Origin of the sequence: Hyphococcus luteus (assembly GCF_002943565.1) — a bacterium.
Lineage (GTDB): Bacteria > Pseudomonadota > Alphaproteobacteria > Caulobacterales > Parvularculaceae > Hyphococcus > Hyphococcus luteus.
Genome location: NZ_PJCH01000001.1, coordinates 41,120 through 55,649 on the forward strand (window position 1 = coordinate 41,120; position 14,530 = coordinate 55,649).

Genomic DNA, 14,530 nt, shown 5'->3' on the forward strand with positions numbered 1-14,530 from the left:
GGCCCCTCAGGACGAAGACAAACGGAGACACTGGTCTATTTCGGCTGTTTTAGCGCCTTCGAGACGAGCTTCAGGCGGCCATTGGCGCGCTTGACGGCTTCGTCGAGGTCTTTGAGCGTAACGTCGACGTCGCCCGCTTCGCGCTCTTCGGCTTCCAGCAGCGCTTTCGCCGCCTGCAACTCTTCGGCGAGCGCGGCGAGGCTGTCCGCGTCGGGGCCTGCTTTCCTGGCGTTGCTGTCATCGGCGGCGGCGGCCTTGCGCGCCGCCCAGCCGCCGGCGAGCGCGCCGAGAACAAACCCGGCGAGCGCCAGCGGCCAGCCGTAAGCGATCATTTGCGTCAGCGCATCCATACCCATCGCTTTCCGCGGGCCCCGGCAAGATCTGCGCAGGGCGAAGGCGGCGTATCCTCTATTCCAGACCCATGATGAAGCAAGGGCCGGGCCAATCTGTGCCAGAATAGAAAACCCGGCCGGAAAGCCGCATAAAAAAACCGCCCGCATGGAGGCATGCGGGCGGCGTTAACCTTTAATTTCAAAGCCGATCAGCGCGGCGCCATGACCATCATGATCTGGCGGCCTTCCATCTTCGGAAACTGCTCGACCTTGGCGATCTCTTCGAAATCGTTCTGCACGCGCTGCAGCAGATCGGAGCCGCGGTCCTGGTGGGCCATTTCCCGGCCGCGGAAACGCAAGGTCACCTTCACCTTGTCGCCTTCCTCAAAGAAGCGCTTCATCGCCTTGACCTTCACCTGATAGTCATGGTCGTCGATGTTCGGCCGCATCTTGATCTCTTTGATCTCAACGACTTTCTGCTTCTTCTTGGCTTCCGCCTTCTTTTTCTGCTGCTGATATTTGTATTTGCCGTAATCGAGAATCTTGCAGACCGGCGGCGTCGTCGTCGGCGACACCTCCACAAGGTCGAGGCTGGCTTCAGCGGCGATTGCGATCGCTTCGCTCGTCTCCATGACGCCGCGTTTCTCGCCCTTATGGTCAATAAGGAGAACCTGCGGGACGTCGATGTCTTCGTTGATGCGCGGTCCTTCGGATTTGGACGGCGCGGCGGCGTAAGGTCTGCGTGCTATGGGCTTCTCTCCATCGGTTGCTAAAGGCTGAATTCCTGCGCCCATTTCGGTGAAAAACGGTTAACCGTAATCCCGAAATGCGACAGAAGGGTGGATATATAAGGCTTTCGGGCCATCAATCAACGGGCTTGGGCCGTCATCGGCGCATCCCGGCCGGCGTGAACAAGACCCATATTCGTCAGAGTGCGCCATACATAGACCGGTTCGACCGTTTCGAGGCCGGCTTTTCCGGCGTCCGCCGGCGCGGTCATGGTGACGACATGGCGGCCCTCGGCGGCGAAAGGCGCGCCGGCCGGGGCGATCACTACCCCTTCGCAGCCGACGCTGAGCGCCAGCTGAAGCTCTTCGGCGCAGTCGCTGACGAAGAACGCCGCTTCCTGCGCGAGGGCGGCGAGCTGCAAATGATCGGTCTTGCCGGTGAGATCGACGAGTTGCGGCGTCTCATGGGCGATCTCGTCGCCAAACGCGTGCAAGCCTTTCGATCCGACGAGGACGGGCATGTAGCCGGCTTCGGCCATCTCTTTGGCAAGCCCCGCATAGCCGGACGCGCTCCAGCGCCGGCCCTCGGTCTCGCCCGGCAGGAGGAGCCCGAAGGGACCGGAAATCCCATACCAGGAGGGCTGCATATTCGCGCTGTCCTTACGCGCGGCGACGGCCCAGGTAAGATCCGGCAGCCGGTGCGCCACGTCGAGCCCGGCGCTGTCGGCGAGCTTTTCAAAACGCGGCGACGAGGCGGTCAGGCCCTTCGCCTGTTTCGGCGCCGGGTCGGCCGAATGCCATTTCGGCCCGAACATGCCCATAGCGCCTTTCAGGCGGCGGGCGTAATCGTCGCCGGACAGATCGTAGACCTGCTCGAATTTCGAGGCTTTAAGCTGGCGCACGAACTCCTTGCGGGCCTCGCGGTCCTTCATGTTCGGCAACGCCGCAACCTGGTCGAAATAGGGCGAGGCGCGGGCGATGCGCTGCAGGCCCTGACTCGTCAGCAGGCTGATTTTCGCTTTCGGATGCGCCTGACGGATAGCCTCGAAAACAGGATCCGCCTCGACAAAGGCGGTGAGCCCGTCCGTCTTGATGACAAGAATGTTATTCTGCTTACGCGCCAACATGCCGCCCCATTACGCCCGCTCCGCCAATAGCGAACGGTACACCCCTAACGTCGCATCGCACATCGCCGCCGATGAAAAAAGGCTCACCGCGCGCGCGCGCGCTTTTTCGCCCATGACCGTCCTCGCCGAGACCGGCATCAAAATCACCTGCTCGATCGCCGCCGCCAGCGCCTTGGCGTCGCCCGGGGCGGCGAGAAATCCGGTTTCCCGGTCGACGATGGTCTCCCGGGCGCCGCCATGGCGGCTCGCGATCACCGGCTTTTCCATGGCCCCCGCCTCCACCGCGACGCGGCCGAAAGCCTCCGGCTCCGTCGACGGCGCAAGGACCGCGTCCGCCCAGGCATAGGCGGCCGGCATGTCGGCGCAATCGCCAACAAAATGGATCATGGCGCGAACCCCAGACTCGTCACATGCCGCGCGCAGGCGTTTCTCAAGCGCTTCACTCCCCTGCGCGCCCCCGCAAAAAACTAGCGTTAAACCGGGGCGTTGGCCAGTGGCGTTCTCTCCGCCAAAGCGGCCTTTCAGCCTCTTAAGCGCCGCGATCGCCGTTTCATGCCCTTTCCAGGGGCTGATGCGGGCCGGCATCAGGAGCTTGACCCCCGGATTTTCCCCAAGCCCCCAGGCGGCCGTCGCCTGGTTAATGCGCTCTGCGGATATCTTTTTCGGATCAAAGAGATCGACATCGACCCCGCGGGGGATGACGGCGAGGCGCGCCGGTTCGATCCCGCCAAGATCCATGATCCGCTCCGCCGTGAAGCGCGAATTGGCGATCACCCGGTCGCCGCGCAACATGGATGAATTGTAAAGCCGCTTCACTTTTCCCGTGGCTGAATAAGCGCCGTGATAGGTGGTGACGAAGGGGATGTGGGTCCGGCGGGCGGCGGCGAGCGCGCTCCAGGCCGGGGCCCGCGAGCGGGCGTGAATGAGATCGACCTTTTCCCGCCTGACGATCGCCGCCAGCGCGCCCGCATTGAGCCAGATCGTCAAGGGATTCTTCGAGGCGACGGGGACATGCAGAATTTCCCCGCCGGCATTTTCGATATCCTTTTCGAGCCGGCCGCCCTCGCAGGCGACCAGCGCCCGCCCGCCGGCGCGCACCACGGCCTCGGCGATCTCGAGCGTCGTGCGCTCGGCGCCGCCCGTATTGAGGCGCGGGACAACCTGCAGAATGGTCTTTTCGAAACGGCTCATCAGAGCCCGATCATAGCCGTGTTCTCGCAGCCGCAAAGTCGATTGAGCGAGGCCGATTGACGGCGAGGCGCGGGACGCGGCATGAAATCGCATGAGCCGCCACCGCCAAGACAGCGCCCCCTGGCCGGAAGGCGCGGTGATCTACCAGATTTACCCGCGCAGCTTTCGCGATTCCAGCGGCGACGGCATCGGCGATCTCAAAGGGATTGCGGAAAAGCTCGACTATGTGGCTGCGCTCGGCGTCGACGCGGTGTGGCTGTCGCCCTTTTTTACCTCGCCCATGCGCGATTTCGGGTATGACGTCGCCGATTACTGCGATGTCGATCCGATCTTCGGCGCGCTTGACGATTTCGACGCGCTCATTGCAAAGGCGCATTCCCTCGGCATCAAAGTCATCATCGACCAGGTCTACTCCCACACCTCGGACCGGCATCCCTGGTTTCAGGAAAGCCGGCGCGACCGGGCCAATGCGAAAGCCGGCTGGTATGTCTGGGCCGACCCCAAGCCCGACGGATCGCCGCCCAATAACTGGATGGCGGTGTTCGGCGGCGTTTCATGGGAATGGGATGCGCGGCGCGGGCAATATTACCTGCATAATTTTCTCGCCAGTCAGCCGGACCTGAACCTACATAACCGCGACGTTCAGGATGCGCTCTTGAACGTTACACGCTTCTGGCTCGATCGCGGCGTCGACGGCTTTCGACTCGATGCGCTGAACTTCGCTATGCACGATCCGAAACTGCGCGACAATCCGCCGGTGAAACGAAGCAAGCGCAAACCAGCGCGGCCCTTCGCGTTCCAGGAGCATCGCTACAACCAGTCGCACGCCGACATTCCGAAATTTCTGGAGCGCATCCGCGTCGTCACCGACGGCTATCCGAACATTTTTACCGTCGCCGAAGTGGTCGGCCCTCATCCGCTCGAAGAAATGAAGGCTTTCACGGCGGGCGAAACCCACCTCACCACCGCCTATAATTTCGACTTTCTTTATGCGGATGAACTGTCGCCGGCGCTGGTCAAGAAGTCCCTTTCCGGCTGGCCGGGCGAGCCCGGAGAGGCCCTTCCTTCCTGGGCGTTTTCGAACCATGACGCGCCGCGCTGCATCTCGCGCTGGGCCGGCGGCGCCGATCAAAAACAGGCGGCGAAGCTTTATCTCCTGCTCCTCATGGCGCTGCGCGGCCATATCTTCATCTATGAGGGCGAGGAGCTGGGTCTGCCGCAAGCGGACGTTCCCTTCGAGGCGCTTCAGGACCCGGAAGCCATCGCCAACTGGCCGGAAACGCTCGGGCGCGACGGCGCGCGCACCCCCATGCCGTGGGAAAAGACAGCGAAGAACGCCGGCTTTTCCAGCGGGACCCCATGGCTCCCCATGGACAAGCGCCATCCGCCCCTCGCCGTCGACATGCAGGAACAAGACAAAACTTCCGTTCTTCACTTTGCTCGGGAAGCCATCGCTTTGCGCCGCAAGTCCAAAGCCTTGCGCGCGGGCGCGCTTCAGTTTCTCGATGCGCCGGAGGGCGTCTTGGCGTTTACGCGCCAGCATGAAAACGAAACGCTCGCCTGCGTTTTCAATCTCGGCCGAAGCGAACAAAGCTGGACGCCCAAAGGCGTCAACGCATCGGCGATCCTGCTCGGCGCCGGTCCTGTCTCGCAAAGCGGGAATGCATACGCCCTGCCGGCGCTTTCCGGTTTTATCGCGATCTGAACCGTTTCGCCGGCCTATTCGCCTTCCCTTTCCGGAATTGCCATAATATACTGAAAAACAAGGGAAAATATAATCCCATAGAATGCAGTCATTCCCGGAGCGTCTGAGTTTTCATGTCACGACACTATGACGCGATCATCATCGGCGGCGGTCATAACGGCCTTGTCTGCGGTTTTTATCTCGCCAAGGCCGGGCGGCGCGTTCTGATTCTCGAAAAGCGGGACATCGTCGGCGGCGCGGCGGTGACCGAAGAGTTTCACCCGGGGTTCCGCAATTCCGTCGCGAGTTATTCGGTGAGCCTTCTCAATCCGAAAATCATCGCCGACATGGAGCTCGCGCGTCATCGCCTCAAAGTCCTGATCCGTCCCGCCGACTATTTCGCGCCATCGCCGGACGGCAAGCATCTTTTCATGACGCGCGACGAGCGGGAAAACATCGAGACCATCCGCAAGCTGTCGCCGAAAGACGCGAAGGCTTATCCTCTTTATCACGAACGCCTCGACAAGCTCGTCGATCTTTTTCGCTCGACGCTGCTTGAAACGCCGCCCAACGCCGGCGGCGGCGTGCGCGACATGTTCAGCGCGGCGATGCTGGCGAAACGCGCGCACAAGCTCGGGCTCGAAGGCCAGCGCGATCTGATCGATCTTTTCGGCAAGAGCGCCGGCGACATTCTCGACAACTGGTTCGAGCTCGATTCCATCAAGGGCATTCTCGGCTTTGACGCCATCACCGGCGCTTATTGCAGCCCTTACACGCCGGGCTCGGCCTATGTGCTCCTGCACCATGTTTTCGGCGAAGCGAACGGAATCCAGGGCGCGTGGGGCCATGCGGTCGGCGGCATGGGCGCGATCACCCAGGCCATGGCCGCCGCCGTCAAGGACGCCGGCGGCGAAATCCGCACCGACGCGCCGGTGCGCGAAGTGATCATCGAAAACGATCGCGCCCAGGGCGTCGTCCTTGATGACGGAACGCCGATCCGAGCCCGCGTCGTCGCCTCGAACATTCACCCGCAGCTTCTTTACGGCAAGCTCATCCCCGAAAGCGCCCTGCCGGAGGAATTCGCCGAGCGCATCGGCCATTGGCGCTCGGGCTCCGGCGTCTTCCGCATGAATGTGGCGCTCTCCGAACTGCCGAATTTCACGGCGCGCCCCTCATCCGGCGTCGAACTGCACCACCAGGCGAGCATCATGATCGCGCCGAGCCTCGAGTATCTCGATACGGCTTACACGGATGCGCGCCGCACAGGCTGGGCGAAAAAGCCCGTCATCGAAATGCACATTCCCTCGACCATCGACAATTCCCTCGCGCCGGAAGGCCAGCATGTAGCGAGCCTCTTCTGCCAGCAATTCGCGCCGGAACTGCCAAACGGCGAAAGCTGGGAGGATCACCGCGACGACGTTGCCGATCTCATCATCGACACGGTCAACGATTATGCGCCGAACTTCAAAGCCTCGGTGATCGGGCGCATGGCGCTGTCGCCGCTCGACCTCGAAAGAAAGCTCTCCCTCGTCGGCGGCGACATCTTTCACGGACAACTCGGGCTCGACCAGCTTTTCAGCGCCCGGCCCGTTCTCGGCTATGCGGATTATCGCGGGCCCTTCAAGGGACTTTACATGTGCGGCTCGTCGACCCATCCGGGCGGCGGCGTCACCGGCCTGCCGGGTCACAATGCGGCGCGGGAGATCCTGCGCGATATCGGCAAGGGCCGCGGCGGCCAGATGCGCGCGGCGGCGCTATGAAAAAGTTCCGGCATGGCCTCCTGGCCCTCGCGCTGACGCTGCTGCCGGGGGCGGCGCACGCCATCGATCTTGAGAATGTGCGCGTCTCGCATCTCGACAACGGGCTGACCCTGCTCGTTCTCGAAGAACACGCGCGGCCCGTCGTCAGCGTGCAGACAGCCTACAAGACCGGCGGGCGCGACGACCCGGAAGGGCGCATGGGACTCGCCCATTTCTTCGAGCACATGGCGTTCCGCTCTTCCAAGAACTTCCCCGGCACGTCGCTCGCGGGCGACATCTACGCCGCCGGCGGCGAATGGCACGGCTACACCTGGAGCGACATCATTACTTTTTTCGCCACGGCGCCGAAGGACGATCTCGATCTCCTGTTGCGCATCGAGGCGGACCGGCTCGGGCGGCTGACGCTCGATCCCGATGACGTCGAGGCCGAAACCGGCGCGGTTATTTCTGAAATGAACGGCTACGCAAACGACCCCGCGACCGTGCTTTTCGACGCAACCCTCGCGGCGGCGTTTCAGGTTCATCCCTATCGCAAAAACACTATCGGTTTTGAAAGCGACGTCGAGGCCATCACGCATCAGGACATCGTCGACTTTTATGAAAAGCGCATCGGGCCGAAGACCGCCGTTCTCGCCGTCGCCGGCGATGTGGACGCGGATGCGGTCGAGGCCCGCGTCAAAAAACATTTCGGCAAATTCAAAGCAAACGCCGAACCGCAATTGCCGCCCCCCAGCGAACCCGACCTTCAGGGCGAAAAGCGCGTGCGCCTTGAAGGCGATGTGAAGAACAAGCTTTTCCGCATCGCTTATCCCGCTCCCGCTGCGTCAAGCGAAGATTTCCCCGCATTTCTGGTGCTCCAGGCGCTCGCCGGGGCGTCAAGCGGCGTTTCTTTTCTGCAAAACGACTGGGGAACGCCCGCCGCGGACGGATCGGCGCTTGAAGGGATCGCGGAAGACATCGCCACATGGTTCATTGCGAGCGCGCAACCGTATGTCTTTCTCGTACAGGGCTCGGCAAGCGCTGACGCCGATGAAGCAAAAATCGAAACCGCCGTCCAGCGCGCGCTTGACGGACTCGCCGCCGCGCCGGTGAACGCCGAGCGCCTCGCCGCCGCGAAGCGCGCAGTCAAACGCGAACTTATTTTCGATGTGGAGACGACCGAAGACGCGGCGCATCAGCTCGCCTATTTCGAAGCGATCGGCGCACTCGACCAGTTGCTCGCGCTTGACGATAAAGTCGGCGCCGTGAGCGCAGCGGATGTTCAACGCGCGGCGCAGACATATCTGAACGCCGACCGACGGACCCTTGGATGGTTCGTCCCCGATGAAGACGGCGCACCGAAAGCGATTTCCGCCCCTGAAAAACTTGCCCTGGCGCAGGAACGGCCGGGCAAGGCGGCGCCGGCGCGCGCGCCGGATCAGCAATACGCGGCGACCGAAGGCGATATTGCGATCGTTCCTTCAACGTTGTCGCCGACGATATCCCTGCGCGCCGTTCTGCCGGGGCTTTATGATTGCGGTCTTTGCAGCAAAAACGATCCGGCGCCGGGCATGACCGGCGTTGCGGCGAAGGGGCTTTTGCAGGACTTCGACCCCATGCTGCATGACATTGAGGACGCGATTTCAAAAGCGAAACCTGCCGCCTCAGCCTCAGCGCAAAGCAACGACCCTTACACGCGCCTCGAAGAGATCTTCGCCGCCCGCTTTGCGCCCGTGGAAACCTCCGGCGAAGCCGCGCCCGCCTTCGTCGCCGCTGCAGGACCGGTTGACGCGGAGGATTACCGGCCCGCTATTGAACACGCCCTCGGCGCGCCGAACGGCGCCCGTCGCCTGGCCGCGCTGACGCCTTCCAAAGGCGACATCCGCGTTCACATTCCCGAAGACAAGGCGCAGACCGCGCTTGGATACATGACTTCGGCGCCGGCGCTTGATGAAGAAAACGCCCTCGCCTGGCGCCTCGCGCTTTACATGTTCTCTCACGGTTATGGCGGGCGACTTGGCAATGAGGCGATCTCGAAACGCGGCCTGGCCTATTATGTGAGCGCCGATTATCGCAGCGGCGCCGATGCGGGGCTCGTCACGCTCAATATCGGCGTCGACCCGGACAAGCAGGAAGCTTTGCTTGAAACGCTCAAAGCAGAACTCAAGCGCTTCGTCGCCGAGCCGCCGGACGAGGCCGAGCTCGCTGAAGCGAAACGCCATCTGATCGGCCGCAAGATCAGCGCCGCCCAGAGTAATGAAGAAATCACCGCCGCCCTCGCCCATGACTGGGCGGGACCCGGGCTGATGACGATTGAAGATTTCGCCGCCGCCGTGAACGCCGTCACGCTCGGTGAGGTGCGCGCCGTTCCGCCCGCTTTTGCAGACGGCGATGTCGTCGTCATCTCGGCGGGCGATGAAAACCATGGTACAGATGAATCCGACAACCGCTCGCAAGGAGAGTGAGGCATGAGCCAGACAGCCAAAGAATATACGAAGCCGGTTTTGGTCGCCGATGAAGACGCCCAGAGCCTTCCCGCCTGGCTCTATTACGATCAGGATTTCTTCGATCTCGAACGCGAGAAGATTTTCCTGCCCGCCTGGCATCTCGTCGGCCATGTCAACGAGCTTCAGAATGTGGGCGATTATCTCACCTTCAAGATGTTTAACGAGATCGCCTTTGTGGTCCGCGACAAGGACGGCGCCATTCGCGGCTTCCATAATGTCTGCCGCCACCGCGCGGCGCGCATGGTCGACGGCGATTACGGCAATTGCGGGCGCAATCTCGTCTGTCCCTATCACGCCTGGACGTATCAGCTCGACGGGACTCTGACCGGCGTTCCCTATCTTGAGCAATATGAGAATTTCAACAAAGAAGATCACGGCCTGACGCCGGTGGAGACCGATGTCTTCGAAGGCCTCGTCTTCATCCGCTTCGTTCCGGGCGGGCCGTCGCTGAAGGACTATATGACGCCGGTCGCCGAGGAGATGAAGCTTTATCGAGTCGCCGAAATGAACGCCATGCGCGCGCCGTCGAGCCGTCTGCGCGAGGTCAACTGGAAGAACGCCACCGACAATTATGTGGACGCGCTGCATATCCGCGTCGCCCATCACGGCCTGCACGGCCTTCTCGGCGACAGCTACACGCTGACCGTTGACGACGACGTGCACAAAATTTTCGCCGAGGTGAAAACCGGCGAGATGGCCTCGCTCTCCAACAACGCCTATCGCAAGATTCTGCCTCATGTGGATCATCTGCCCGAAGAGCGCCAGCACATGTGGACCTATTACAAGCTCTGGCCGACCCTGATGTTCGATGTTTACGCCGATCAGATCGACTTCATGCAGTTCATTCCCTTGACGCCCACAAGCTGCATCCTGCGTGAGAATGTCTACGCCCTCGACGACGACCGGCGCGAGATGAAACTGGCGCGCTATCTCAATCTCAGGATCAACCGCAACGTCAATCGCGAGGACAAGGACCTCATCGAACGGGTGCAGGAAGGCATGGGCTCCATGAGCTTCGAACAGGGCCCGCTCGGGACTTCTGAAATCTGCCTCCGGCATTTCGCCAAGCAGATGCGCGACGCCATTCCCATCGCCCGCGCGCGCGAAAAGCCGTCGCCTGAAGAAATGCGCAAGGCGTTTAAAGCCTAAGCCGGAACGTCTAAGCGGGAACGGCGGCGCCTTCGGGCGCCGCTTTCTTTTTGCGGACAAGCGCAATGCCGAAAAAGCCGTAAAGGATCGCCAATATCGGGTTCAAGAGATTGACGAAAGCGAAAGGCAGATAATCGAGCGTCGGCACGCCAAGCGCGCCGGCCATAAACACGCCGCAGGTCGTCCACGGCACCAGCGCCGACGTCATCGTGCCGGCGTCCTCGACCGTGCGCGAGAGATTAACCGGCGCCAGGCCGCGTTTTTTATATTCCTTCAGATACATACGGCCGGGGATGATGATCGCCATATATTGCGTAGCGGAGAAAATATTCATGGCGATAGCGCTGAACACCGTCGCCATAACCAGCGAGCCGACGCCGCGAATGCGGTCGATAAGCGGCGCCGTCAGCTTTTCGAGCAACCCCGTCGCCTCCATGGAGGCCGCAAAGCTCAACGCGGCGATCACCATCCAGATAATGCTCAGCATGCTCGCCATGCCGCCGCGCGTTAACAGCCGGTCGAGTTCAGCGTCGCCGAGATTGGATTGAAAGCCGGTGGACAAGGCCTGCCAGACGCCTTTCAGCATCGCCGCGGCGAGGGGAAGATCATGAGCCGGGTCGGCGAAAGCGCGCACGATCTCCGGCTGGCGGATGACGGCGACAAGCCCGCCCAGAAGCGCGCCGAAGGCAATCGTCGGGTAAGGCGGGAATTTGCGGATCGCCAGCACGAAAACCACGACCAACGGCGCCATGGTGAGAGGGCCGAGATCGTACGCCGCTTTCAGGGTTTCCCGCGTTTCGGCGATGGCCTCGACGGGCGCCGCCGCCCCGCCCTGGGCCAGGGAAAAACCGGCGAAGATCAGCGTTGCAATGACCAGCGATGGAATCGTCGTCGTCAGCATGTGACGCACATGATCGAAGAGATTAACCCCGACCACCGCCGAAGCCAGGTTCGTTGAATCCGACAGCGGCGAAAGCTTGTCGCCGAAATAAGAGCCGCCGACGACGGCGCCGGCCGTCACCGCAGGCGAAAGGCCCATGATCGTCGCCGCCCCCACAAGCGCGAGCCCCACGGTGCCCGCCGTCGTCCAGGATGAACCAATGGAAACGGAAACGCAGGCGCAGATGATCGCCGCCGCTGGATAGAACCATTGCGGACTGATGAGCCCGAGCCCGTAATAGATCATCGCCGGCGCCGTGCCCGACATCATCCAGGTCCCGATCAGCGCGCCGACAGCAAGAAGAATGAGCGAGGCGGGAATGGCGCGCGAGACGGAATGAATCACCGCCTCTTCCAGCTCGCCCCATTTCATGCCGTAAGAAAGACCGACGATATTGGCGGCGCCGGCGGCGGCGAGAAGCGCGATCTGCGCCGGGCCCGCCGCGGAAGCGTCGCCGAAAAGCCAGACGGCGCAGCCCATCAGGCCAATCAGGACAAGCGCCGGAATGAGCGCGACGGCGAAGGGAACGGGTTTCATCATGCCTGTTTCTCGCTTCTCATCTTAGCGGCGCCTTTCAAACGCCCGGCGCGCCTTTTTGAGATTAGCGAGGACTGCGTCGCGCTCTTCTTCGGTGTTATAGGAGCCGTCTTCGGCGACCGCTTCAAGCTTTTCGATCCAGGCGATGAAATACTCCGCCGCCTCACGCGAGCGAACCGGCTTGCCGCCGATCGCAACATAGATCGGCGAGGTCGTGGCGTAAGGATAAGCATCGAACACAAGCGGCGAAGATGTTTCCGACACGGCGCGCAAGGTCACCCAGGCGCTGGCGTCGAGCGTCAGCTCGCCTTCAACAGAGGCGGACTTGCCGTCCTCGGAAAGCGGGATCGACTGCGCAACGTCGCCATTGACGATGATGTCGAGGGAAGAAACCGGCGCGATGGAGGCGAGCGCGGCCTTGTATTTGAAAGTGTGTCTGCCTTTGCCGCGCTTCAACTCGTCGCCGGGCTCCGCGCCGTCCAATGTAAGGCTCACTAGCGGCCCGTTGGTGGCGATGCTCTTGCCGGCTTTCAGCGCCGTCATGAAATTTTCAACTTCCTCTTGCGGGTCGTCTGAAGCCGCCGCGTCCACGAGCGTGCGGTTAAGCCCCAAGGGCCCGCGCAGGGAAGAATAATTCGTCATCGCGTCGGTGCCGCCGGCGGCGGGAATGCGCAGCCCCGTATTGAGGAGCTTGTGCCAGACGCTTTCGGTCGCCAGCGGATCGGAGAAGCCGACAATCTCGATGTAATCCATCTTTCCAAGCGCAGCGTTGACCGGCAAAGCGTGCGACAGCTTGCGTTCGGAAAACGGATCAGGCGCCGGCGCGTCGAAGGGATGGACATAGCCCACAAGTGCGCCTTGCGCATGCGCAAGGTCGGCGACCGTCGTATTGTCCGGATAGTAAGAATGGAGCGCAGTCTTCGGGTAAGCGACATAATCGCCGAGGAGGTAATGATCCTTGAGGCCGATCAATCCTAAATGTCCCCACAGGCTGGTGTGATATTCCTGACCATTAAGGATCGTCGCATCCGAGCCTTCGGGGCTAAACGCCTCCGGCGAGAAATAATCGATATCGGGAATGCGCTGTTCCTTGTTGACGATCAGATTGAAGACAAGATCGAGGTCTTCCGCATCCGCCTGTTTTGCGAGCTTCGCCGGCGTCATGCGATAGGCGCCGCCGTAATTCATATGCACGTGAACGTCGCCGGACAGCCAGCCGTCAAAGGCGTTCGCGTTAAGCAGCGGTTTCAGCGTCGCCGTCGCAATCGCGGTCTTGTCACGCTCCACGGCCACTTTCACGGTCTCGGTCCCATAGCGCACGCCGCGCCAGATGGTGATTTCGCTTGTCCCCGGCGGAACGACGATGAAACTCTCGCCGTCAGAATGAAAATAGCGCGGCTCGCTCGCAGAGAACGCGCGGTCATAGCCATCATCGGCATGGATCATAACGCCGTCCGGCGCGTAATAGCGCCCGTCCGGCCCTTTCACGCTGACGCGCGCCGGCGCCTGCTGGCCTTTTTCATCCGTAATACGCAGTTGCACGCCGCCGACCGGCGACGCGTACCGTTTCGTCTTAATGTCGAGCGTGTGTTTCGCGCCGTCGATCACCTCCTGAATGACGATCTTGAGGCCGCCCTCTTCATTGGAGACATAGGCGATGCGTTTGCCGTCCGGCGACCAGCGCGCATTGGCGATGTCGAATTCGCCATAGGAAAAAGCGAGCGGATAACCGCCAGGCTCGGCGTAAGTCATCCAGAGCTGGTGCCATTGCCGGCCGGAAAAAGAAGAATAAGCGATGCGATAACCGTCCGGCGACCAATCGGGCCGGGTCTTCCATGCCGTTTCTTCGCTGACAAGCAGCTTGGCCGATTCGCTGCGGTCCACGGGCTGCACGTAAATCGATCCGGTGCCGTAACCGATTTCCGGATTGGCGACGAAGACAAGGCTCTCGCCGTCCGGCGACCAGGCGGGGCTCAGCTCATGATCGATCTGGGAATAATAATAGCGCGGATCTTCGCTTGCGCGTTCCGGACGCCAGCGTTCGCTTTTCCATTCGCCTTTTTCGAGGCTCGCTAAGGCGATGTGAAAATGGCCGGTCTCGTCCGTCGTGACATAGGCGATGCGCTTTCCGTCCGGGGACCAGCGCGGGTCGAGATTGACGGCGCCGTTTGACGTCGCCGCCGTCTCTTTCCCCGAGCGAAGATCGCGAATAACGAGTTCATAGGCGTCATCCAAATAACGGGTGAAGACAACCCGTTTTCCGTCGGGCGAGACATCCGGCTGATAATCATAACCGGCGCTTTGGGTCAGCTGGCGCGCGGCGCCGTCGCCGATGCGCTGGCGCCAGAGCCTGCCTTGCATGGAATAGACGAGACTTTTCCCGTCCACCGTCCAGTCGAGCGAAGACGGCCCGCTCGTGAGATGCGGCACATACATTTCCCGCCAGTAATAGCTGTGCGGAATCTTCACCTGTTTGAGGACAGGCTCCCGGCCTTGCGCCTGCGCGCCCGAAGTGAACGGCAGAGGCAGCAGCAGCAGCAGCAGCGCAATCAGGACAGGCAGGATTCTGGTCATCTCTTTCTCCCGATCATGCGCG

The 14,530-nt window shown here is 61.8% G+C and carries 10 protein-coding genes; 4 read left to right on the plus strand and 6 right to left on the minus strand.

The window, feature by feature from the left end; translation table 11 throughout:
- Positions 1 to 35 precede the first annotated feature (35 nt).
- From CW354_RS00170 to CW354_RS00185, 4 genes are all read right to left on the minus strand, one after another.
- Positions 36 to 350, minus strand: a complete 315-nt coding sequence (locus tag CW354_RS00170; RefSeq protein ID WP_104828033.1) for a hypothetical protein — start codon at positions 348 to 350, stop codon at positions 36 to 38.
- Between the two features lie 191 nt (positions 351 to 541).
- Entirely contained in the window at positions 542 to 1,126 is a 585-nt protein-coding gene (infC, locus tag CW354_RS00175) for a translation initiation factor IF-3 (protein ID WP_104828034.1), read from the minus strand.
- Positions 1,127 to 1,200: 74 nt separating this feature from the next.
- Positions 1,201 to 2,187: a glycosyltransferase family 9 protein gene (locus CW354_RS00180; RefSeq protein WP_104828035.1), complete on the minus strand. Its 987-nt coding sequence runs from the start codon at positions 2,185 to 2,187 to the stop codon at positions 1,201 to 1,203.
- 9 nt (positions 2,188 to 2,196) lie between these two features.
- A complete protein-coding gene (locus CW354_RS00185) occupies positions 2,197 to 3,378 on the minus strand; it encodes a glycosyltransferase family 4 protein (RefSeq protein ID WP_104828036.1) in 1,182 nt (393 codons plus the stop codon).
- 91 nt (positions 3,379 to 3,469) lie between these two features.
- Between CW354_RS00185 and CW354_RS00190 the strand changes: the two genes are divergently transcribed.
- The 4 genes from CW354_RS00190 to CW354_RS00205 all read left to right on the plus strand — a co-directional run bounded on the left by CW354_RS00190 (position 3,470) and on the right by CW354_RS00205 (position 10,457).
- The gene (locus CW354_RS00190) at positions 3,470 to 5,083 is read left to right on the plus strand and encodes an alpha-glucosidase family protein (protein ID WP_104828037.1); all 1,614 of its coding nucleotides are present in this window, start codon (positions 3,470 to 3,472) and stop codon (positions 5,081 to 5,083) included.
- 113 nt (positions 5,084 to 5,196) lie between these two features.
- Entirely contained in the window at positions 5,197 to 6,822 is a 1,626-nt protein-coding gene (locus CW354_RS00195) for a phytoene desaturase family protein (RefSeq protein WP_104828038.1), read from the plus strand.
- Entirely contained in the window at positions 6,819 to 9,266 is a 2,448-nt protein-coding gene (locus CW354_RS00200) for a M16 family metallopeptidase (RefSeq protein WP_104828039.1), read from the plus strand. Before CW354_RS00195 ends, CW354_RS00200 begins: the two co-directional genes overlap by 4 nt.
- 3 nt (positions 9,267 to 9,269) lie before the next feature.
- Positions 9,270 to 10,457 carry an aromatic ring-hydroxylating oxygenase subunit alpha gene (locus tag CW354_RS00205; protein WP_104828040.1) on the plus strand — a complete coding sequence of 396 codons (1,188 nt, stop codon included), beginning with the start codon at positions 9,270 to 9,272 and terminating at the stop codon, positions 10,455 to 10,457.
- Positions 10,458 to 10,467: 10 nt separating this feature from the next.
- On the opposite strand, the gene nhaC is transcribed toward CW354_RS00205, so the two are convergent.
- Both nhaC and CW354_RS00215 read right to left on the minus strand, forming a co-directional pair.
- On the minus strand, positions 10,468 to 11,937 hold the full coding sequence (gene nhaC / locus CW354_RS00210) for a Na+/H+ antiporter NhaC (RefSeq protein ID WP_104828041.1): 1,470 nt from the start codon (positions 11,935 to 11,937) through the stop codon (positions 10,468 to 10,470).
- Positions 11,938 to 11,958: 21 nt separating this feature from the next.
- Complete coding sequence (locus CW354_RS00215; RefSeq protein ID WP_104828042.1) at positions 11,959 to 14,508, minus strand: CehA/McbA family metallohydrolase; 2,550 nt, start codon at positions 14,506 to 14,508, stop codon at positions 11,959 to 11,961.
- Positions 14,509 to 14,530 lie beyond the last annotated feature (22 nt).

Coding starts and splice junctions, on each gene's coding strand:
- CW354_RS00170 (WP_104828033.1), bottom strand. CDS start 350: ATGGATGCGCTGACGCAAATGATCGCTTACGGCTGGCCGCTGGCGCTC.
- infC (WP_104828034.1), bottom strand. CDS start 1,126: ATGGGCGCAGGAATTCAGCCTTTAGCAACCGATGGAGAGAAGCCCATA.
- CW354_RS00180 (WP_104828035.1), bottom strand. CDS start 2,187: ATGTTGGCGCGTAAGCAGAATAACATTCTTGTCATCAAGACGGACGGG.
- CW354_RS00185 (WP_104828036.1), bottom strand. CDS start 3,378: ATGAGCCGTTTCGAAAAGACCATTCTGCAGGTTGTCCCGCGCCTCAAT.
- CW354_RS00190 (WP_104828037.1), top strand. CDS start 3,470: ATGAGCCGCCACCGCCAAGACAGCGCCCCCTGGCCGGAAGGCGCGGTG.
- CW354_RS00195 (WP_104828038.1), top strand. CDS start 5,197: ATGTCACGACACTATGACGCGATCATCATCGGCGGCGGTCATAACGGC.
- CW354_RS00200 (WP_104828039.1), top strand. CDS start 6,819: ATGAAAAAGTTCCGGCATGGCCTCCTGGCCCTCGCGCTGACGCTGCTG.
- CW354_RS00205 (WP_104828040.1), top strand. CDS start 9,270: ATGAGCCAGACAGCCAAAGAATATACGAAGCCGGTTTTGGTCGCCGAT.
- nhaC (WP_104828041.1), bottom strand. CDS start 11,937: ATGATGAAACCCGTTCCCTTCGCCGTCGCGCTCATTCCGGCGCTTGTC.
- CW354_RS00215 (WP_104828042.1), bottom strand. CDS start 14,508: ATGACCAGAATCCTGCCTGTCCTGATTGCGCTGCTGCTGCTGCTGCTG.